At 71.4% G+C, this 19,338-nt stretch carries 18 protein-coding genes; 17 read left to right on the forward strand and 1 reads right to left on the reverse strand.

All coding sequences use genetic code 11. From position 1 onward, the window contains the following. Positions 1-6 precede the first annotated feature (6 nt). The 14 genes from ftsW (at position 7) to AC1DP1_RS16350 (ending at position 12,635) form a co-directional block, all read left to right on the forward strand. Positions 7-1,299: a putative lipid II flippase FtsW gene (ftsW, locus tag AC1DP1_RS16285; protein ID WP_477507703.1), complete on the forward strand. Its 1,293-nt coding sequence runs from the start codon at positions 7-9 to the stop codon at positions 1,297-1,299. Between the two features lie 11 nt (positions 1,300-1,310). Beyond that, positions 1,311-2,390 (forward strand): undecaprenyldiphospho-muramoylpentapeptide beta-N-acetylglucosaminyltransferase, encoded by a 1,080-nt coding sequence (murG, locus tag AC1DP1_RS16290; RefSeq protein WP_477507704.1) that lies wholly within the window; start codon positions 1,311-1,313, stop codon positions 2,388-2,390. Further along, entirely contained in the window at positions 2,387-3,799 is a 1,413-nt protein-coding gene (gene murC, locus AC1DP1_RS16295) for a UDP-N-acetylmuramate--L-alanine ligase (RefSeq protein WP_477507705.1), read from the forward strand. Before murG ends, murC begins: the two co-directional genes overlap by 4 nt. Further along, entirely contained in the window at positions 3,800-4,648 is an 849-nt protein-coding gene (locus AC1DP1_RS16300; RefSeq protein ID WP_477507706.1) for a cell division protein FtsQ/DivIB, read from the forward strand. It abuts the gene before it with no gap. Positions 4,649-4,882: 234 nt separating this feature from the next. Beyond that, on the forward strand, positions 4,883-6,136 hold the full coding sequence (gene ftsZ / locus AC1DP1_RS16305) for a cell division protein FtsZ (protein ID WP_477507707.1): 1,254 nt from the start codon (positions 4,883-4,885) through the stop codon (positions 6,134-6,136). A gap of 56 nt (positions 6,137-6,192) precedes the next feature. Beyond that, positions 6,193-6,858, forward strand: a complete 666-nt coding sequence (locus tag AC1DP1_RS16310; protein WP_477507708.1) for a purine nucleoside phosphorylase YfiH/LACC1 family protein — start codon at positions 6,193-6,195, stop codon at positions 6,856-6,858. Then, a complete protein-coding gene (locus AC1DP1_RS16315; RefSeq protein WP_477507709.1) occupies positions 6,855-7,556 on the forward strand; it encodes a YggS family pyridoxal phosphate-dependent enzyme in 702 nt (233 codons plus the stop codon). The genes AC1DP1_RS16310 and AC1DP1_RS16315 overlap by 4 nt, the downstream gene beginning before the upstream one ends. A 61-nt stretch (positions 7,557-7,617) precedes the next feature. Beyond that, on the forward strand, positions 7,618-8,103 hold the full coding sequence (locus AC1DP1_RS16320; protein ID WP_477507710.1) for a cell division protein SepF: 486 nt from the start codon (positions 7,618-7,620) through the stop codon (positions 8,101-8,103). A gap of 14 nt (positions 8,104-8,117) precedes the next feature. Further along, complete coding sequence (locus tag AC1DP1_RS16325) at positions 8,118-8,411, forward strand: YggT family protein (RefSeq protein WP_191196913.1); 294 nt, start codon at positions 8,118-8,120, stop codon at positions 8,409-8,411. A gap of 105 nt (positions 8,412-8,516) precedes the next feature. After that, positions 8,517-9,275 carry a DivIVA domain-containing protein gene (locus AC1DP1_RS16330; protein ID WP_477507711.1) on the forward strand — a complete coding sequence of 253 codons (759 nt, stop codon included), beginning with the start codon at positions 8,517-8,519 and terminating at the stop codon, positions 9,273-9,275. Positions 9,276-9,429: 154 nt separating this feature from the next. Then, the gene (locus AC1DP1_RS16335) at positions 9,430-10,467 is read left to right on the forward strand and encodes a TraR/DksA family transcriptional regulator (protein ID WP_477507712.1); all 1,038 of its coding nucleotides are present in this window, start codon (positions 9,430-9,432) and stop codon (positions 10,465-10,467) included. A gap of 41 nt (positions 10,468-10,508) precedes the next feature. After that, a complete protein-coding gene (gene lspA, locus AC1DP1_RS16340; RefSeq protein ID WP_477507713.1) occupies positions 10,509-11,012 on the forward strand; it encodes a signal peptidase II in 504 nt (167 codons plus the stop codon). Then, positions 11,009-11,947: an RluA family pseudouridine synthase gene (locus tag AC1DP1_RS16345; protein ID WP_300045306.1), complete on the forward strand. Its 939-nt coding sequence runs from the start codon at positions 11,009-11,011 to the stop codon at positions 11,945-11,947. Before lspA ends, AC1DP1_RS16345 begins: the two co-directional genes overlap by 4 nt. After that, a complete protein-coding gene (locus AC1DP1_RS16350) occupies positions 11,937-12,635 on the forward strand; it encodes a GNAT family N-acetyltransferase (RefSeq protein ID WP_477507714.1) in 699 nt (232 codons plus the stop codon). Before AC1DP1_RS16345 ends, AC1DP1_RS16350 begins: the two co-directional genes overlap by 11 nt. Positions 12,636-12,745: 110 nt before the next feature. Here the strand turns inward: AC1DP1_RS16350 and AC1DP1_RS16355 are convergent, their stop codons facing one another. Next, complete coding sequence (locus tag AC1DP1_RS16355; protein WP_477507715.1) at positions 12,746-13,885, reverse strand: ThuA domain-containing protein; 1,140 nt, start codon at positions 13,883-13,885, stop codon at positions 12,746-12,748. 75 nt (positions 13,886-13,960) lie between these two features. Here AC1DP1_RS16355 and AC1DP1_RS16360 point away from each other — a divergent pair, with 75 nt between their 5' ends. From AC1DP1_RS16360 to AC1DP1_RS16370, 3 genes are all read left to right on the forward strand, one after another. Further along, entirely contained in the window at positions 13,961-15,001 is a 1,041-nt protein-coding gene (locus tag AC1DP1_RS16360; RefSeq protein ID WP_477507716.1) for a DUF2332 domain-containing protein, read from the forward strand. Positions 15,002-15,171: 170 nt separating this feature from the next. Then, positions 15,172-18,735 carry a DNA polymerase III subunit alpha gene (gene dnaE, locus AC1DP1_RS16365; RefSeq protein ID WP_477507717.1) on the forward strand — a complete coding sequence of 1,188 codons (3,564 nt, stop codon included), beginning with the start codon at positions 15,172-15,174 and terminating at the stop codon, positions 18,733-18,735. Continuing rightward, on the forward strand, positions 18,732-19,319 hold the full coding sequence (locus tag AC1DP1_RS16370; RefSeq protein ID WP_477507718.1) for a hypothetical protein: 588 nt from the start codon (positions 18,732-18,734) through the stop codon (positions 19,317-19,319). The genes dnaE and AC1DP1_RS16370 overlap by 4 nt, the downstream gene beginning before the upstream one ends. Positions 19,320-19,338: the final 19 nt, after the last annotated feature.

Here is a 19,338-nt window from a genome sequence, read left to right on the forward strand (position 1 = left end):
CGAGCAGTGACCACCGCGAACCCCGAGGACGTCCCGGGCGACTCCTCCGGCGGCCGCGCGCCCCTGGGCTCCGGCGTCGTCGCGGCCTGGCACGCGGTGCGCGACACCGTCTCCGGCGCGTGGCGCGGGCTGCGCGAGGCGGCCGACAAGCCGCTCGCGTCCTACTACCTGCTCCTCGGCGCGTCCGCGCTGCTGCTCACCATCGGCCTGATCATGGTGCTCAGCGCGTCCAGCGTCCGGTCCTACCTCACCTACGACGACTCCTACGCGGTCGTGAAGCGGCAGCTGCTCTGGGTGGCTATCGGCCTGCCGGCCGCGTGGGTGGCGTCCAGGATGCCGATCAAGCACGTGCGTCGGCTGGCCTATCCGGGCTTCGTCTTCGCGCTGGTCCTGCTCGCGCTGGTGGCCCGCTTCGGCGTGCTGATCAACGGCAACAAGAACTGGCTCGCCGTCGGTCCGTTCACCATGCAGCCTGCCGAGGTCGCCAAGCTCGCCATCGTGCTCTGGGCGGCCAACATCTACGCCCACAAGGAGCGCCGCCTCGGGGAGCTGCACCACCTGCTGGTGCCCGTCGTGCCGGGCCTGCTCGCGGTCATCGCTCTCGTGCTCGTCGGCCGTGACCTCGGCACCGCGATGGTGCTCGGCGTGATCATGCTGGGGATGCTCTGGGTCGTCGGTGCGCCGATGCGTCTCTTCGCCCTCAGCATCTCCGTGCTCGGGGCCGCGGCCGCCGCCCTGGCCGCGATGGACCCCGAGCGGCTCCAGCGCATCACCCACTTCACCGACCCGTTCAAGGACTACACCGACACGGGCTGGCAGCCCGCCCACGGCCTCTACGCGCTCTCGAGCGGCGGCTGGTTCGGCCAGGGCATCGGGGCCTCGACCCAGAAGTGGGGCGACCTCCCGGAGGCCCACACCGACTACATCTTCGCCGTGCTCGGCGAGGAGCTCGGCCTGGTCGGCACGCTGCTCGTGGTCGGCCTGTTCTTCACGATCGCCTACGCCGCGATCCGGGTCGCGCTCAGCACCGAGGACCCGTTCGTCCGCTACGCGACGTTCGGCATCGTGGTCTGGCTGCTCGGCCAGATGATGATCAACGTCGGCATGGTGCTCGCCGTCCTGCCGGTCATCGGCATCCCGCTCCCGATCGTGTCCTACGGCGGGTCGGCCCTGCTGCCCTCGCTCGTGGCCCTCGGGCTCGTGATCGGCTTCGCGCGCCGCGAGCCACAGGCCGCTGCCGCGCTCGCCGCACGCCGCCGCAACCGCTCCGCCGGACTCTCCGCGGGTCCCGCTCGCTAGATTTGCCCTCGATGCGCGTACTTCTCGCCGGCGGCGGCTCCGCCGGCCACACCTCGCCCCTGCTCGCCACCGCCGACGCCCTGCGCCGGCTCGACCCGGCGACCGAGGTCACCTGCCTCGGCACCCGCGAGGGGCTCGAGTCACGCCTGGTCCCCGAGGCCGGGCTGCCGCTCGAGATCGTGCCGCGCGTCCCGCTCCCGCGTCGTCCGGGTCCCGACCTGCTGCGTACGCCGACCCGGTTGCGCGCCGCCCGCGCGGCCGCGCTCGAGGTGGTGGACCGGGTGCGTCCCGACGTCGTCGTCGGCTTCGGCGGCTACGTCTCCGTCCCCGCCTACCTCGCCGCCCGCAAGCGCGGCGTTCCGATCGTGGTCCACGAGGGCAACGCGATCCCCGGCATCGCCAACAAGCTGGGCGCCCGCATGACGACCCACGTCGCCACGAGCTTCCCCGCCACCGACCTGCGCGGCGCGGTGTGCACCGGCCTGCCGATCCGCCGGCTGATCTCGACCATGGACCGCGGCGCGCTGCGCGCCGAAGCCCTGGCCGCGTTCGGCCTCCGCGACGACCTGCCGACGCTCCTGGTCACCGGCGGCTCGCAGGGAGCCGCCCGCATCAACGCGGCCGTGTCCGGGGCGGCGCCCGCCCTGGCCAGGGCAGGCGTGCAGGTGCTGCACGTGGTCGGCCCCAAGCACGAGCTCACCGTCGCGTCGGGGGACGTGCCCTACGTCGTGCTCAACTACGTCGACCGGATGGACCTCGCCTACGCCGCTGCCGACGCGGTGCTGTGCCGCTCGGGCAGCAACACCGTCACCGAGGTCTCGGGCGTGGGCCTGCCGGCGATCTACGTCCCGCTGCCGATCGGCAACGGCGAGCAGGCGCTCAACGCGCGCCCGGTCGTCGACGCCGGCGGCGGCCTGCTGGTCGCCGACGCCGCGCTGACCCCCGAGTGGGTCTCGGCCAGCGTCCCCGGGTTGCTCAACGACGCCGAACGGCTCGCGGCCATGGGCGCCGCGGCCACCGGAGTGATCCCGCTCGACGCCGACGAGAAGCTCGCCCGCATGGTGCTCGACGCAGGGGGCTCGCGCGCATGAGGATCCCGGTCCCGGACGAGGTGCTGCCCGCCGCCGAGCTCGGACGCGTCCACTGCGTCGGCATCGGCGGCGCCGGCATCTCCGCGATCGCCCGGATCATGGCCCAGCGCGGTCTCACGGTCACCGGCAGCGACGACCACGACACCCCCTTCCTCCCGGCGCTGCGCGAGCTCGGGGTGACCTGCCACCTCGGCTACGACGCCGCCCACCTCGGTGACGCCGACACGCTCGTCGTGACGACCGCGGCGCGCGAGGACAACCCCGAGGTCCTCGAGGCGCGACGGCGGGGCCTGCGGATCCTGCCCCGTTCCGCCGGGCTCGCGGCGGTCATGACCGGCTCCCGCGTCCTCGCCGTGGCCGGCACCCACGGGAAGACGACGACCACGGGGCTGCTCACCTCGGCGCTGCTCGCGGCGGGCGTCGATCCGTCGTACGCCGTCGGGGGCGTGCTGGCCGCCACCGGTCGCAACGCCGACGCCGGTGCCGACGACCTGTTCGTCGCCGAGGCCGACGAGAGCGACGGCGCCTTCCTGCACTACCGGCCCCACGCGGCGATCGTCACCAACGTCGAGGCCGACCACCTCGACAACTGGGGCACCGAGGAGGCCTACCACCAGGCCTTCGAGGACTTCGTCGACACGATCGACCGCGACGGCTTCGTGGTCTGCGTCGTCGACGACCCCGGCGCCGCACGACTCGCCGGGCTGGCGCGCGATCGGGGCCTCGACGTCGTGACGGTGGGGGAGTCGGCCGGAGCCGACGTGCGCATCCACGACCTCACGCTCGACGGCTCCACCTCGTCGTGCCGGGTGACCCGCGGCGGCGACGACCTCGGTGAGCTGCGCCTGCGCATCCCCGGTCGCCACTACGTCCTCGACGCGGTCGCCGCGCTCGCGATGGGGCTGCGCCTCGGCCTGCCCTACGACGCGCTCGCCGAGGGCCTCGGCGGCTTCACCGGCACGGGGCGCCGGATGGAGCTCAAGGGCGAGGTCGACGGCGTGCGCGTCTACGACTCCTACGCCCACCACCCCGTCGAGATCCGGGGCGACCTCGAGGCCGCCCGCGCGCTCGCCGGCGACGGGCGCGTCGTCGCCGCCTTCCAGCCGCACCTCGTGTCGCGCACCCGCATCTTCGGCGAGGCGATGGGCCGCGAGCTCGGTGCCGCCGACGAGGTCATCGTGCTCGACGTCTACGTCGCCCGCGAGGACCCGGACCCCGAGGTGACGGGCCTGCTCGTCGCCGACGCAGTCCCGCTCCCGGTCCAGCACGTGACCTACGTCGACGGGCTGGGCGCCGCCGCGCAGGCGCTGGCCGAACGCGCCCGTCCCGGCGACCTGGTGATCACGCTCGGGGCCGGCGACATCACCGGCGTCGGGCCGCGGGTGCTCGACCTCCTCGGGGGTGACTGAGTGGACCGCGAGGCCCCGGAGCAGGGCGGTCGCGGGGCGGCAGGCGTCACGAGCACCAGCATCGGCCGTGACGGCGAGCAGGGCCCGTCGGGCGGGGACGTCAAGCCGCGCAAGGAGGCCGCGGCGACCCGCCGTACGCGTCGCCGCTTCGCCCGTCGGCAGTGGGCTCGGCGCTGGCTGTCGCTGCGCTACGTCCTGGCCCTCCTGCTGGTCGTCGCGCTGCTCGGCACGTCGATCTACCTGGTGTTCTTCTCCACCACCCTGCAGGTCAAGCGCGTCGAGGTGGTCGGCAACAGCCTCCTGAGCGACGCCCGGGTCCGTGAGGTGGCCGATGTGCCGGTGGGCGACCAGCTCGCCCTCGTGGACCTCGGCCGCGCGGACGCCCGCGTCGGATCCCTCGCCGAGGTGGAGTCGGTCGACGTCACCCGCACCTGGCCCGACGTCGTCCGCATCGCGGTCGTCGAGCGCACCGCCGTCGCCGCGGTCGAGCTGGCCGGCAGGCTCCGTGGCCTCGACGCCGACGGCGTGGTGTTCCGCGACTACAAGGCCGTCCCCAAGGGGATGCCGCGCGTCCGCCCGGGGGCCAACGCCGGGACCGACGCGCTGCGCGAGGCCGCCACCGTCGTGTCGGCGCTGCCCGACGACCTGGTCACCCGCGTGGACCACGTCGAGGTCGCCACCGTCGACCAGATCACCCTCGTCATGCGCGACCAGCGCGAGGTGCTGTGGGGGAGTGCGGAGGAGTCGGAGCTCAAGGCGCAGGTGGTCGACAAGCTGCTCGCCGCCCAGAAGGCGCCGTACTACGACGTCAGCGTCCCGGGGAACCCGACCTACCGCACCACGCCCTGACGTGGACCCCGGGACCTCCGGGGGTCGCACGAGCAGAAATTCTTTGCCGACACGCGACACGTGGGCGTGTCCGTCCGGGAATCGCGGCCGTCGGTGCCTAGTGTCTGGCGAAAGGCGGGGTTGACATAACTATAACCCTCAGGCTCACGGTTAGGGTTCCGGCGGGCCGCAGAGGGTGTCGACCACCGTCCATCCCCAGACTTCACAGACCCACACAAGGAAGGCCCCGGAGCCGTGGCAGCAGCGCAGAACTACCTGGCGATCATCAAGGTCGTGGGCATCGGTGGTGGCGGCGTCAACGCCGTCAACCGGATGATCGAGGTCGGCCTCAAGGGCGTCGAGTTCATCGCGATCAACACCGACGCCCAGGCACTCCTCATGAGCGACGCCGACGTCAAGCTCGACATCGGTCGCGAGCTCACCCGCGGCCTCGGTGCCGGCGCCAACCCCGATGTCGGGGCGAAGGCCGCCGAGGACCACGCGGACGAGATCGAGGAGGTCATCAAGGGCGCCGACATGGTCTTCGTGACCGCCGGCGAGGGAGGCGGCACCGGCACTGGTGGCGCGCCCGTCGTGGCCCGCATCGCCCGCTCGCTGGGCGCCCTGACCATCGGCGTCGTGACGCGACCGTTCGCCTTCGAGGGCCGCCGTCGCGCCAACTCCGCCGAGGAGGGCATCAGCCAGCTCCGCGAGGAGGTCGACACCCTCATCGTGATCCCCAACGACCGGCTGCTGTCGATCACCGACCGCAGCGTGTCGATCCTCGACGCCTTCAAGCAGGCCGACCAGGTGCTGCTCCAGGGTGTCTCGGGCATCACCGACCTGATCACGACCCCGGGCCTGATCAACCTCGACTTCGCCGACGTGAAGTCGGTCATGGCCAACGCCGGCTCGGCCCTCATGGGCATCGGCTCGGCCCGCGGCGAGGACCGTGCGGTCGCCGCCGCGGAGATGGCGGTCTCGAGCCCGCTGCTCGAGGCGAGCATCGAGGGCGCGCACGGCGTGCTGCTCTCGATCGCCGGTGGTTCCGACCTCGGCCTCTTCGAGATCAACGAGGCTGCCGCGCTCGTGTCCCAGGCCGCCCACGCCGAGGCCAACATCATCTTCGGCGCGACCATCGACGACGCGCTGGGCGACGAGGTGCGGGTGACGGTGATCGCCGCCGGCTTCGACGGCGGCATGCCCAAGCGTCGCTCCGACGGCAACGTGCTGCGCCAGGGCCAGCCGGCCCAGAGCCAGGACGAGACCCGCGCCGCGGCCCAGCAGCTCGCGACCAGGGCACCTGCGCAGTCGCGCAGCGACTCGACGTCCGACCGTCCGGCCACGACGACGTTCGCGCCGTCCCAGCAGCCGCAGCAGTCGACCCAGGCGCCGTCCCAGCCGTCCCAGCAGTCCCAGCAGTCGACCCAGCAGCCCGCCCCCTCGCGGCCAGCTCGTCAGGTGCAGTTCGAGGACGACGACCTCGACGTGCCCGACTTCCTGAAGTGAGGTGACGCAGGACCGTGCCGCTGCTTCACCACCGTGATCGGATCGAAGGCGACCTCGTGATCGAGGTCGCCTTCACCGACGTCTCCCTGAGCCTCGGCGACGCCGCGGACGATGCGGTGCGCGCCGACGCGCTGACGCAGGTCGCCCGGGAGACCGGGGCGGCGCCGGTGCTGATGCACCAGGTGCACGGCGCCGCCGTCGAGTCCGTCGGGTCCGTCGAGCCGGTCGAGGGCGCGGCGAGCGCGCCGTCGTGCGACGCCCTCGTCACCTCGCGGCCCGGCGTCGCCCTCCTCGCCCGGGCCGCCGACTGCGTCCCCGTCCTGCTGGCCGACCCGGCCACCGGGTGGATCGCGGCCGTGCACAGCGGCAGGCCCGGGCTCGCCGGGGGAGTCGTCCCGGCAGCCGTCGCGGCCCTCCACGAGCGGGGCGGCGACCCGACGGTCGCCTGGATCGGGCCCCACGTGTGCGGCGCCTGCTACGAGGTGCCCGCCGACCTTCAGGAGCAGGTCGCGTCGGTCGTCCCCGAGGCGCGCTCAACCACCTCGTGGGGCACGCCGGGTCTCGACCTGGGTGCGGGCGTCCGCGCCCAGCTCGCCGCGGCCGGCATCGACGACGTACGCACCGTCGACGCCTGCACGCGCGAGGACGCGTCCTGGCCGTCCTACCGTCGCGACGGCGATGCGGCGACCAGGTTCGCCGGCGTCATCTGGAGCCACCGATGACCGCGCGCGCGGACGTGCTCGCCGCCAACCTCGACGTCGTACGCCGTCGCATCGCCGCGGCGTGCGCCGAGGCGGGGCGGCCCGAGGACGACGTGTCCCTCGTCGTCGTCACCAAGTTCTTCCCGGCCTCCGACGTCCGCCTTCTCGCCGACCTCGGTGTCACCGACGTGGGGGAGAACCGCCACCAGGAGGCGGAGGTCAAGGCCGCCAAGTGCGCCGACCTCGGCCTGCGGTGGCACTTCATCGGCGGGCTGCAGTCCAACAAGGCCGCGGCCGTCGCGGCCTACGCCGACGTCGTCGAGTCGGTCGACCGCGCCAAGCTGGTCGCACCGCTCTCGCGGGGCGCCCACTCCCGCGGCCACGAGGTCGACGTCCTGCTCCAGGTCAGCCTCGATCCACCGGGGGCCGGCAACCGGTCGGGTGCGGACACCGACGACCTCGCCGATCTGGCGGGTCGTGTGGAGGAGGCCGGCATGCTCCGACTGCGCGGCCTGATGGCCGTCGCGCCGCTCGGGGAGGAGCCCGACGTCGCCTTCGCCCGGCTCGCGGACGTCCGCGCCTCGTTCGTCCGCGACCACCCGGAGGCCACCACGCTGTCCGCAGGGATGAGCGGCGACCTCGAGGCGGCCGTCCGGCACGGTGCGACACACGTGCGTGTCGGCTCCGCGGTCCTCGGTGAGAGGCCCACGGTCCAGTAATGTCCAGAACAGTCAACAGGCACTCGGTCCCGGGTGCCAGGTCTAGCGGAGGAACAGTCTCATGAGCGGCGCGATGCGCAAGATCGGCGAGTACCTCGGCCTGCTCGAGGACACCGGCCACTACGACGACTACGACGGCGACGCCGAGACCTCGGCCCAGGAGGCTGTCGAGCAGCGTCCGGTCCAGCGTGAGCGTCGCCCTGCCCCTGTGTCCGACCTTGCCGAGCGCCGTCGTCCGGCCTCGGTCCAGACGGGAGTCGTGGCTGAGTTGAGCCGCATCACCACCCTGCACCCCCGCAACTACAACGAGGCGCGACTCGTCGGTGAGAACTACCGCGACGGCACGCCCGTGATCATGAACCTCAGCGAGATGGACGACAACGACGCCAAGCGTCTGGTCGACTTCGCCGCCGGCCTGATCTTCGCCACCCGGGGCTCCATCGAGCGGGTGACCAACAAGGTCTTCCTCCTCTCCCCGCCCAACGTGGCGATCTCGGCCGAGGACAAGGAGCGGATGGCCGAGGACGGGTTCTTCAACCAGAGCTGACCCATAATCGTCCCGTGCAAGCCTTCGGTCAGGTCCTCTACGTCATCCTGCTGCTCTTCATCGCGCTGCTGTGGGTGCGTTTCGTCGTCGACTGGGTCCAGGTGTTCGCGCGCCGCTGGGAGCCCAGAGGTCCGTTGCTCGTCGCCCTGGAGGGCGTCTACTCGGCCACCGACCCGCCGATCGTGGCGCTGCGTCGCGTCGTGCCGCCACTGCGGATCGGCCAGGTCGCCCTCGACCTGAGCTTCCTGCTGGTGATGGTGGGAGCATGGCTGCTGCTCAACGTGGTCGCCACCATCTTCGGCCTCTAGAACCATCCGCCACACGGGTCACTGTGCCCGGTGGCATCCCGGGCGCTATTGTCTCCTGACAGCAGAGCCACCGTGATATTCGATCGTGAAAGTTTGGGTGAGGTCATGCCGCTGACGCCTGAGGACGTGAGCAACAAGCGCTTTACGCCTGTCCGCCTCCGTGAGGGCTACGACATGGGCGAGGTGGACCAGTTCCTCGACGAGGTCGAGGCCGAGCTCGCCCGGCTCACCAAGGAGAACGAGGACCTGCGGGCCAAGCTGTCGGCCGCGCAGTCCGGTGGTGCGTCGACGTCCGCCCCCGCGCCTGCGTCGTTCGCCCCCGCCGCTCCTGAGCCGGAGCCCGAGCCCGAGCCGGAGCCGGAGCCCCAGCGGGCCGAGCCGGCCCCCGTCGCCGCCGCGCCGATGCAGACGATGCGCGTCTCGACCGTGCCGGAGGCGTCCAATGCCGCCGCCCGTCTCCTCGAGATCGCGACGCGCAACGCCGACGAGCTCGTCGAGGACGCCAAGAACGAGGCCGACCGCATCGTCGGTGCCGCGCGCACCAAGGCCGAGCGTGTCGAGTCCGAGTCCAAGACCAAGGCCGACCGCATGGAGGCCGACGCCCGCCAGCGTTCGCAGATGCTCGACTCCGAGACCGCCGAGCGCCGCCAGCAGATGTTCGGCGACCTGGAGAAGGAGCGCGACAAGCTCAACAGCGACGTCGAGACCCTCCGCCAGTTCGAGCGCGAGTACCGCTCCCGCCTGAAGACCTACTTCACGCAGCAGCTGGAGGCTCTCTCCACCGGCAGCGAGACGCAGGCTCCCGTCGACAGCGGCAACGCGCCGAAGCGCCTTCGCTCGGTGCTGGGTGACGACGAGAACTGATCACCTGCTCCACGCGTGACGAGAACGACCGCCCCTCGGGGTGGTCGTTCTCGCATTTCGGCGAGCCGAGGTTGGTTCGTCAGGGTGCAGCGGCTAGCCTCCCTGCCACCGTGTGGTTCCCGCCACACCTGACGGATGCTGGAGGCCCTCGGAGATGGCTGGCACCACGCGCAAGTCCTTGGCCGGCACCGCGGCCGCCGCTGCCAAGCGGGTGATCGGTCGCACGCGGGCCGCGGACGGGGCCACGGCCACGAAGGCGTCGGCGAAGAAGAGCGCATCAGCGACGAGCACGGCGAAGAAGAGCACGGCCAAGAAAGCCGCGACGAAGACGGCTGCCGCGGCGACGTCCGCGAAGAAGGCCCCCGCGAAGAAGGCGCCCGCCACCAAGACGGCTGCCAAGAAGGCCCCTGCGAAGAAGGCTCCCGCCGCGAAGGCGGCTGCCACGAAGGCGGCTGCCACGAAGGCGCCGGCGAAGAAGGCACCCGCCACCAAGGCGGCTGCCACGAAGGCGCCGGCGAAGAAGGCACCCGCGAAGAAGACAACCACCAAGGAGACGGCTACCGCGGCGACCCCGGCCAAGAAGGCCGCGGCCACGAAGGCCGCTGCGAAGAAGGCGCCCGCCACCAAGGCTGCTGTGAAGAAGGCCCCGGCCACCAAGGCTGCATCGAAGAAGGCCCCGGCCACCAAGTCTGCATCGACCACCTCGACCCCCACGAAGAAGGCTGCACCCGTGACGAAGGCCGCTCCGACGCCTGCCAAGAAGGCCGCGCCGGCGAAGAAGGTACGCAAGGCCACCCCGGCCACCCTCGTGGTGCTCGAGGGCGAGGACCCGTGGACCAGGACCGAGCTCAACGAGGTCGTGAAGGAGCTCAAGGAGCACCGCGACCGGCTCACCGCGATCGTGGGTGAGTCCGAGCAGGAGCTGGCGGGCCTCATGCGCGACGCCGGTGACGGGGCCGGGCACGACCAGGCCGACGTCGGGGCGACCAGCTTCGAGCGCGACCACGAGCTGACTGTCCTGGCGCGCGAGCGGGAGACGTTGGCGCAGATCGAGCGGGCCCTGGCCCACATCGACGACGGCTCCTACGGCGTCTGTGACTCCTGCGGCAACCCCGTGGGCAAGAATCGGTTGATGGCGGTGCCGCATGCCACACTGTGCATGTCATGCAAGCAGCGCGAGGAGCGTCGCTGAACCACAGCGACCAGGCCGATCCGGTCCCGTCCCGACCCCGCGTGGATGCGCGGCTCGTGTTCGCGGCCGTCGCCCTCCTGGCCTACGGTCTCGACCTCGCCAGCAAGCAGTGGGCCCTGTCCGAGCTGGCCGACGGCGACATCCCGGTCCTCGGTGACTGGCTGACCTTGCACCTGACGTTCAACCCGGGGGCGGCGTTCAGCACCGGCACCGAGTTCACCATCGTCTTCACCTGCCTGGCGATGGTCGCGGTCGTGGTCGTGCTCTGGCTGAGCCGCCGGATCCGCAGCATCGGCTGGGCGTTGGCCCTCGGCCTGCTGCTGGGCGGCGTGGCCGGCAACCTCACCGACCGCATCGTGCGCGAGCCGGAGGCGTTCCACGGCCACGTCGTCGACTTCCTGATGCTGCCCAACTGGCCGGTCTTCAACATCGCCGACGTCTGCATCAACATCGCTGCGGGCCTGATCATCCTCCAGACGTTCCGCGGGGTCGCCCTCGACGGCACCCGCGACTCCGAGCGCGGCTCCGGGCACGAGGCGGCGTGACCACCCACGCCGAGCAGCGCACGGTCCTCGTCCCCGACGGCCTGGCCGGCGAGCGAGTCGACGCCGCGATGGCGCGGATGTTCGGCCTGTCCCGGACCAAGGCCGCCGACCTGATCGCCCAGGGCCTGGTGCACGTCGACGGGGCGGCCGTCGGCAAGAGCGACCGGGTCGACGCCGGTGCGATGCTCGACGTGACGATCCCGGCCGAGCGTGACCCGCTCGAGGTGAAGCCCGAGATCGTGGAGGGCATCCGGATCATCCATGACGACGACGCCATCGTGGTGATCGACAAGCCGGTCGGCGTGGCCGTGCACCCGTCGCCGGGCTGGACCGGTCCCACCGTGGTCGGTCACCTGGCCGGCGCAGGCTTCCGCATCTCCACCAGCGGCGCGAGCGAGCGGCAGGGGATCGTGCAGCGCCTCGACGTCGGCACCAGCGGCGTGATGGTCATCTGCAAGTCCGAGCACGCCTACTCGGTGCTCAAGAACGCCTTCCGGCACCGCACGGTCGACAAGACCTACCACGCGCTCGTCCAGGGCCACCCCGATCCGCTCGCGGGCACCGTCGACGCACCGATCGGCCGCCACCCCCACCACGACTACAAGTTCGCCGTGATGGCCGACGGTCGTCACAGCGTGACCCACTACGAGACGCTCGAGGCGCACCGGTTCGCCAGCCTGCTGGAGGTCCACCTCGAGACCGGGCGCACCCACCAGATCCGCGTGCACATGAGCGCGCTCAAGCACCCGTGCGTGGGCGACCTGACCTACGGGGCCGACCCCACCCTGGCCAAGCGGCTCGGTCTCGAGCGGCAGTGGCTGCACGCCATGCGCCTGGGCTTCGAGCACCCCGAGAGCGGTGACTACGTCACCTACGAGTCCACGCACCCCGACGACCTCGCGCACGCGCTCGACGTCATCCGCGATGAAGACTGAGCTCACCCTCCGTCCCGCCACGACCGACGACCTCCCGGCCGTCGCCGAGCTCCACCTCGCCGCCCGTCGCGGGGCCGGCGAGTCCTTCCCTCCGCCGGCGCACCCCGCCCACGAGGCGCGGGCGTGGGTCGCCGGCTGGGACCTGTCGACGTACGACGTCTGGGTGGCCGAGCGCGGCGGCGAGCCGGTCGGCTACGCGCGCTGGACGTCTACCTGGCTCGACGACCTCTACGTCCACCCCGACCACCAGGGCCGCGGCGTCGGGACCGCGCTCTTCGAGCTCGTCGCGTCGACGCGCCCGGGCGGCTTCTGCCTGTGGGTCTTCGAGTCCAACGCGCCGGCCCGCGCGTTCTACGCCCGGCACGGCTGCCTCGAGCTCGAGCGCACCGACGGCTCGGCCAACGAGGAGGGTGCGCCGGACGTCCGCGTGGCGTGGCCCGGCGCCGATCCGCTGGCCTTCCTGCGCGGGCTGATCGACGAGACGGACCTGGTGCTCGGCGACGTGCTCGCGCGTCGTACGGCGCTGACCCGGGCAGTGCAGGCGGTGAAGCCGTCGACCGAGCGTGACCCCGTGCGCGAGGCGGAGATCGCCGAACGGGTGGCCGGTGTGGCGCCCGAGCTGGGTGCCGAGCGGGTGGCCCGCATCGTCGACGTCATCATCACCGAGTCGCTCGACGCCTCCCGCTGAGCCGACGCCCTGCACGCACGACGACCGGCCACGCCCGGGGTCGGGCGTGACCGGTCGTCGACCAGTCGTGCGTCAGGTGGTGCGTGAGGTGGTGCGTGGTCGGGCGGTGGTCACCAGCCGACCAGGCCCCCCTGCCACTCCTGCAGGTCGGCGAGCTTGGCGACGATGGTGTCGTCCTGCAGGCCGTGCGCCTTGCCCTTGGCCTGCTTCAGGAGGTGCGCGGCCCCGGCGTGGTCGCCGGCCTCGGCCGCCGCCTCCGCGGAGGCCAGGTAGGCGGTCACGTCGCGGCTGAGCTTGGCGTTGCGGTTGCCGCCCTCACCGAGGTCGGCGGTGATCTTCTCGACCTCGGGGAAGGTGACGCAGTTGCCGCCACCCTCGACGACGCCCGCGGTCCACTCGATGCCGCCGAGCAGGTGGTCGAGGAACAGCGGGTCGGTGTAGGAGGAGTCCACGTGGCCGGCGCCCTCGTACCACGAGCGACCGCCCTCGAAGTTGTGGCACCACGCGATCGGGTGGTCGGCGCCCATGGCACCGTTGCCCGGGTTGTAGGTCGACTCGTCGAGGGTGATCAGGACGTGCACGTCCTCGCGCGGGTTGGACGTGAAGTTGTACCACTCGTCGAAGCGCGACCACTCCTTCGGCAGCATGGTCGTCGACGGGTGGTTCGGGCTCTCCACGACCATCGTGGCCTGCTGCTGCGCCGGGTGGTTGCGGAAGCGGGCCGATCCGCCGGTGAGCTCGCTGAACCACGGAACGGCATGCATCTCGTCCGTGGCGGCGTGGAGTCCCACGAAGCCGCCGCCCTGGTGGATGTAGCCCTTGAACGCCGCGAGCTCGGCGTCGTCGAGGGTGCGGGGGCTGGCCGGGTTCTGGCTGTTGGTGCCGTCGACCGGCGAGGCGAACATGATCGTCGCGTATTGCGACAGCGCCTCGGTGCTGGTGAAGGGCGTCGTCGCCATGGACAGGGCGGGCTGGCCGGGGGAGCGACCGATCGGCGGGTCCCAGACGTCGACGGTGAAGCCGTGCTCCTGGCCCAGCTTGATGACCGCGTTGGTCGTGTCGTCGATGTGGGAGTGGCGGAAGCCGAGCGTCTTGCCGACGACCAGCACCTTGTAGGGCTCGGCAGTCGCGGCGGCGCTGGTGGCGGCGGCCGCGTCCGAATCGGCTCCGGCGGAGGCGTAGCCAGCCCCGGTCAGGAGCAGGGCGCCGGCGGCGAGGCCGGTGGTGAGCAGGCTGAGCGGTTTCCTCATGGACTCGTCCTTCGGGTGATGGGGGGGAGTTTGTTTGTATGGAACCCAAACAAATAGGACTAGGTGGAACCGTATGTGACCTACGTCACTCAGGTCAACGCCCCCGTCCAGACTGGGCAACCGGAGGGCCGGGCGGCCGAGCATGATGGCGGGGTGCTGCTCTACGACGACGTGGTGGCCGAGTACCGCGACTTCGCGACCTACGCGGCCGGTGACTCGCCGTGCTTCGAGGAGTGGGCGCTCGGCGTCGCGGAGGACGAGGAGCTCGTGGCCTGGCTCGGCACGCTGCCGCCCGTCAAGCGCCAGCCCAACCTGGTCTTCGCGGCTGCCCGGTGGCACGGTGCCGCCGCCCCGGCGTCGTACGCCGCCCTGCGCGCCGTGCTGATCGAGCAGGAGCCGGCCGTGCGCGCCACCGTCATGGCGCGGGCCACCCAGACCAACGAGGTCGGCCGGCTCGCGACGCTCGTCCCGGTCCTCGGGCTCATCGAGGGACCGGTGTCCCTGATCGAGGTCGGGGCCAGCGCCGGTCTCTGCCTCTTCCCCGACCGCTACGACTACGAGTGGTCACCCCTGGGCGGGCTGCGGGGGAGCGGTGGCCCGCTGCTGGGCGCGCGGGCCACCGGCGACCTGCCCGTCCCCGCCGGCCACCCGCACGTCGCCTGGCGGGGTGGCGTCGACCTCAACCCTCTCGACGTCTCGGACCCCGACGCGATGGCGTGGCTGGAGAACCTGGTCTGGCCCGAGCAGGACGAGCGTCGCGAGCGGTTGCGTGCCGCCGTCGGCGTCGCCCGCCGGGAGCCGCCCGCCATCCGGCAGGGCGACCTCCTCGACCACGTCGCCGACCTCGTCGACGAGGCGGCGCCCCACGGCACCCCGGTCGTCCTCCACTCGGCGGTGATCGCCTACCTCGAGGAGCCGGACCGCGAGCGGTTCCACGACCTGATGTCGGGCCTCGTGGCCGAGGGCCGCTGCCGGTGGATCAGCAACGAGGGGAGGCGGGTCCTGCCCCGCGTCACCGGCGGGCTGGAGGTGCCCTCCGGGCGGTTCGTGACCGCGCTCGACGGCACCCCGGTGGCGTACAGCCACGGCCACGGCCACGCGATCGACTGGCGGTGAGCGTGGCGCCGCCGCGGCGCGGATCGGGTCGGGTGTCCTGTCGGTGGGGCCGGGCACACTGACGTAGGCTGACGGCTCTTCCCCCTCCCTCTGGATGCCCGCTGCGCAGCCAGCACCTGCCCCAACCGTGACACCGTCAGCGACCCCTGAAAGGCGCGGAAGTCTCCTCCATGTCGTCCGGCTCCTCCACCAGTTCCGCGGGCAACTTCGTGCACCTGCACGTGCACACCGAGTACTCGATGCTCGACGGGGCATCGTTGCTCGACGGCCTGTTCGCCCGCACCAGCGAGCTCGGCATGCCGGCGATCGCGATGACCGACCACGGCAATCTCCACGGTGCCTACGACTTCTACCGCCGGGCCAAGCAGCACGGCGTCAAGCCGATCATCGGCATGGAGGCCTACCTCACCCCCGGCACCATGCGCGGCGAGCGCCGCCGGGTCCGCTGGGGACAAGGTGACCTGGCCGAGGAGGGCGGCAAGGACGTCGCCGGCGGCGGCGCCTACACCCACATGACCATGTGGGCCGAGACGACCGAGGGCATGCACAACCTCTTCCGGTTGGCCAGCCTCGCCAGCCTCGAGGGCTACTACTACAAGCCCCGGATGGACCGCGAGCTGCTCCAGCGCTACTCCAAGGGCATCATCGCCAGCACGGGGTGCCTGTCCGGTGAGATCCAGACCCGGCTGACGCTCGGTCAGTACGACGAGGCGCTGCGCGCTGCCGGAGAGTTCCAGGACATCTTCGGCAAGGACAACTTCTACCTCGAGCTGATGGACCACGGCATCGCCGCCGAGCGGGCCACCCGCGAGGACCTGCGCAAGATCGCGGCGACGCTCGGCCTGCCGACCATCGTCACCAACGACACCCACTACACCAACCCCGAGGACGCCGACGGCCAGGACGCCCTCATCTGCGTCGCCTCCGGCAAGCGGCTGGCCGACACCAACCGGCTCAAGTTCGACGGCGGCGGCTACTACATCAAGTCCGCGGCCGAGATGCGCGAGATGTGGGCCGAGATCCCCGACGGGTGTGACAACACCCTCGAGATCGCCGAGCGGTGCAACGTCGAGTTCGTCGAGTCCACCGGCGGCTACATGGCCCGCGCCGACGTCCCGGAGAGCGAGACCGAGGAGAGCTGGTTCCGCAAGGAGGTGTGGCGCGGCATCGAGGCCCGCTACCCCGGCGAGCGGCTGACCCAGGAGGTCAAGGACCGCGTCGAGATGGAGCTGGGCGTCATCTCGCAGAAGGGCTACTGCGGCTACTACCTCGTGGTCGCCGACTTCATCCAGTGGTCCAAGACCAACGGCATCCGCGTCGGCCCGGGCCGTGGCTCCGGTGCGGGCTCCATCGCCGCCTACGCGTTGAGCATCACCGACCTGTGCCCCCTCGAGCACGGCCTGTTCTTCGAGCGGTTCCTCAACCCCGAGCGCCCCTCGATGCCCGACTTCGACATCGACTTCGACGACGCCCGCCGCGGCGAGGTGATCAAGTACGTCACCGAGAAGTACGGCACCGAGCGGGTCGCGCAGATCGCGACCTTCGGCCGGCTCAAGGCCAAGGCCGCCATCAAGGACGCGGCGCGCGTCCTCGACCACGGCTTCGCGATCTCCGACCGCATCACCAAGGCGCTGCCCGCTGACGTGATGGGCAAGGGCGTCGCGCTCAAGGACATCTTCGACCCGCAGCACAAGCGCTACAACGAGGGCGGCGAGTTCCGCGCGCTGCACGACTCCGACCCCGACGTGCGCACGATCTTCCACACGGCGCTCGGCCTCGAGGGCCAGATCCGCAACTGGGGCGTGCACGCCGCCGGCGTGATCATGTCGAGCGAGCCCATCATCGACGTCGTACCCATCATGGCGCGGCCGCAGGACGGCGCCGTCATCACCCAGTTCGACTACCCGATGTGCGAGTCGCTCGGACTCGTCAAGATGGACTTCCTCGGCCTGTCCAACCTCCGGATCCTCGAGGACGCGCTGGCCAACATCCAGGTCAACCGTGACGAGACGGTCGTGCTGGAGGAGCTGCCCTTCGACGACCGGCCGACCTACGAGCTGATGGGCCGCGGCGACACGCTCGGCGTCTTCCAGCTCGACGGCTCGGGCATGCGCGCGCTGCTGCGCTCCCTGCAGCCCGACGTCTTCGCCGACATCACCGCCGTCAGCGCGCTCTACCGCCCCGGTCCGATGGGCGCCGACTCCCACAACAAGTACGCCCGCCGCAAGAACGGCCGCGAGGCGATCGAGCCGATCCACCCCGCGCTCGCCGAGGCGCTCGAGCCGGTGCTGGGGGAGACCTACGGCCTGATCGTCTACCAGGAGCAGGTGATGGCGATCGCCCAGGTGCTCGCCGGCTTCACCCTGGGCGCCGCCGACAACCTCCGCCGCGCGATGGGCAAGAAGAAGAAGGAGGAGCTCGACAAGCAGTACGCCGGCTTCCAGGCCGGCATGCTCGAGCGCAGCTTCCCCCAGGTCGCGATCGACAAGCTCTGGGAGATCCTGCTCCCGTTCTCCGACTACGCCTTCAACAAGTCGCACTCCGCCGCCTACGGCGTCATCACCTACTGGACCGCCTACCTCAAGGCCAACTACCCGGCCGAATACATGGCCGCGCTCCTCACGTCCGTCAAGGACGACAAGGACAAGATGGCGATCTACCTCAACGAGTGCCGTCGCATGAAGATCCAGGTCCTCCCGCCCGACGTCAACGAGTCGCACGCCAACTTCACTCCGGTGGGCCACGACATCCGCTTCGGCCTCACCGCCGTGCGCAACGTCGGCAGCAACGTCGTCGACCGGATCGTCACGGCGCGCGAGGAGAAGGGCCGCTACACCGACTTCAACGACTTCATGGACAAGGTCCCGGCGCTGGTCTGCAACAAGCGGGTCGTGGACTCGCTGGTCAAGGCCGGTGCCTACGACGACATGAAGCACAAGCGTCGGGCGCTCTCGATCATCCACGAGGACGCCGTCGAGAAGTACGTCCAGGCCAAGAAGGACGACGAGAGCGGGCAGGACTCGCTCATCGACATGCTGATGCCGGACGACGTGGGCGCTGCCGGTGCGACCGTCGTGATCCCGGACGTCGAGGACTGGGACAAGATGACCCTGCTCGGCCACGAGCGGGAGATGCTCGGGCTCTACGTCTCCGACCACCCGCTGCTCGGCCTCGAGCACGTCCTCTCGCAAGGCACCGACTGCACCATCGGTCAGCTGATGCTCGACGAGGAGCGCGCCCACAACGCCACGCTCACCGTCAGCGGCCTCATCACCTCGGTGCAGCGCAAGATCACCAAGCGGGGCGACCCGTGGGCGACGATCACGCTCGAGGACCTCGACGGGGCGATCGACGTCCTCCTCTTCCCGAGCTCCTACACCCTCGCCTCGACGCTGCTCGTCGAGGACAACATCGTCCGGATCAAGGGCCAGCTCTCGCGTGACAAGGACCAACCCGAGCTCCGCGCCCAGGAGGTCACGGCACCCGACCTCACGCAGGGGCCGGCGGGACCGGTCGTGATCAGCCTGCCGTCGACCCGGTGCACCCCGCCGGTCGTCGCCCAGCTGCGCGACGTCCTCGGCACCCACCCGGGCATGACCGAGGTGCAGCTGCGCCTGCTCACCCGGAGCTCGACCAAGGTGCTGCGCCTCGACGACAACCTGCGGGTCAGCCCGAGCCCCGCCCTCTTCGCCGACCTCAAGCAGCTGCTGGGTCCCGGCTGCCTGACGGGATGAGCGACGTGACCGCGCCCGCCGGCCCCGACCACTCGACCGGCCCGGACGGCTCGAACGTGTCGACCGGCAGGGTGATCCGACGGGTGCTGTCGGTGCTCGTGCTCTTCGTCGTGGGCGGTGCGGTCGGCGGGGTGCTCTGGGAGCGGCTGTGGGACGCCCCGACCGGGCTGGCCTACCAGGGCCGCTGGTACCTCGAGCCGGCCGGACCGGACTTCTCCTTCGAGGGCATCGCCCTCTTCGTCCTCATCGCCTTCCCGCTCGGCCTCGTGCTGGCCGTGCTGGCCGGGCTGTGGCGCGGCCACGAGACCGTCACGGTGGTCGCGGTGCTCGTCTCGGCGAGCATCGCCGCGGCCGTGATGTACGGCGTCGGCACCGCGCTCGGACCGCCCGACCCGCAGGCGCTGGCCGCCGGCCGGCCCGACTACACCCCGCTGCCCGGTGACCTCGGCCTGACCGCCCCCGACGACGGGCGGGTGCGGTGGCACTCGACCGCGCTCGTCGTCCTGCCCGCCGGCGCGATGGCCGGGCTGGTCGGGTCCTATCTCTTGGGGAACATGGGGTTCGCCAGGCGCTCGCGTGGGTAGGCTTGCGCCGCCCGCAAGT

This window comes from Nocardioides sp. P4_G10 (assembly GCF_056401175.1).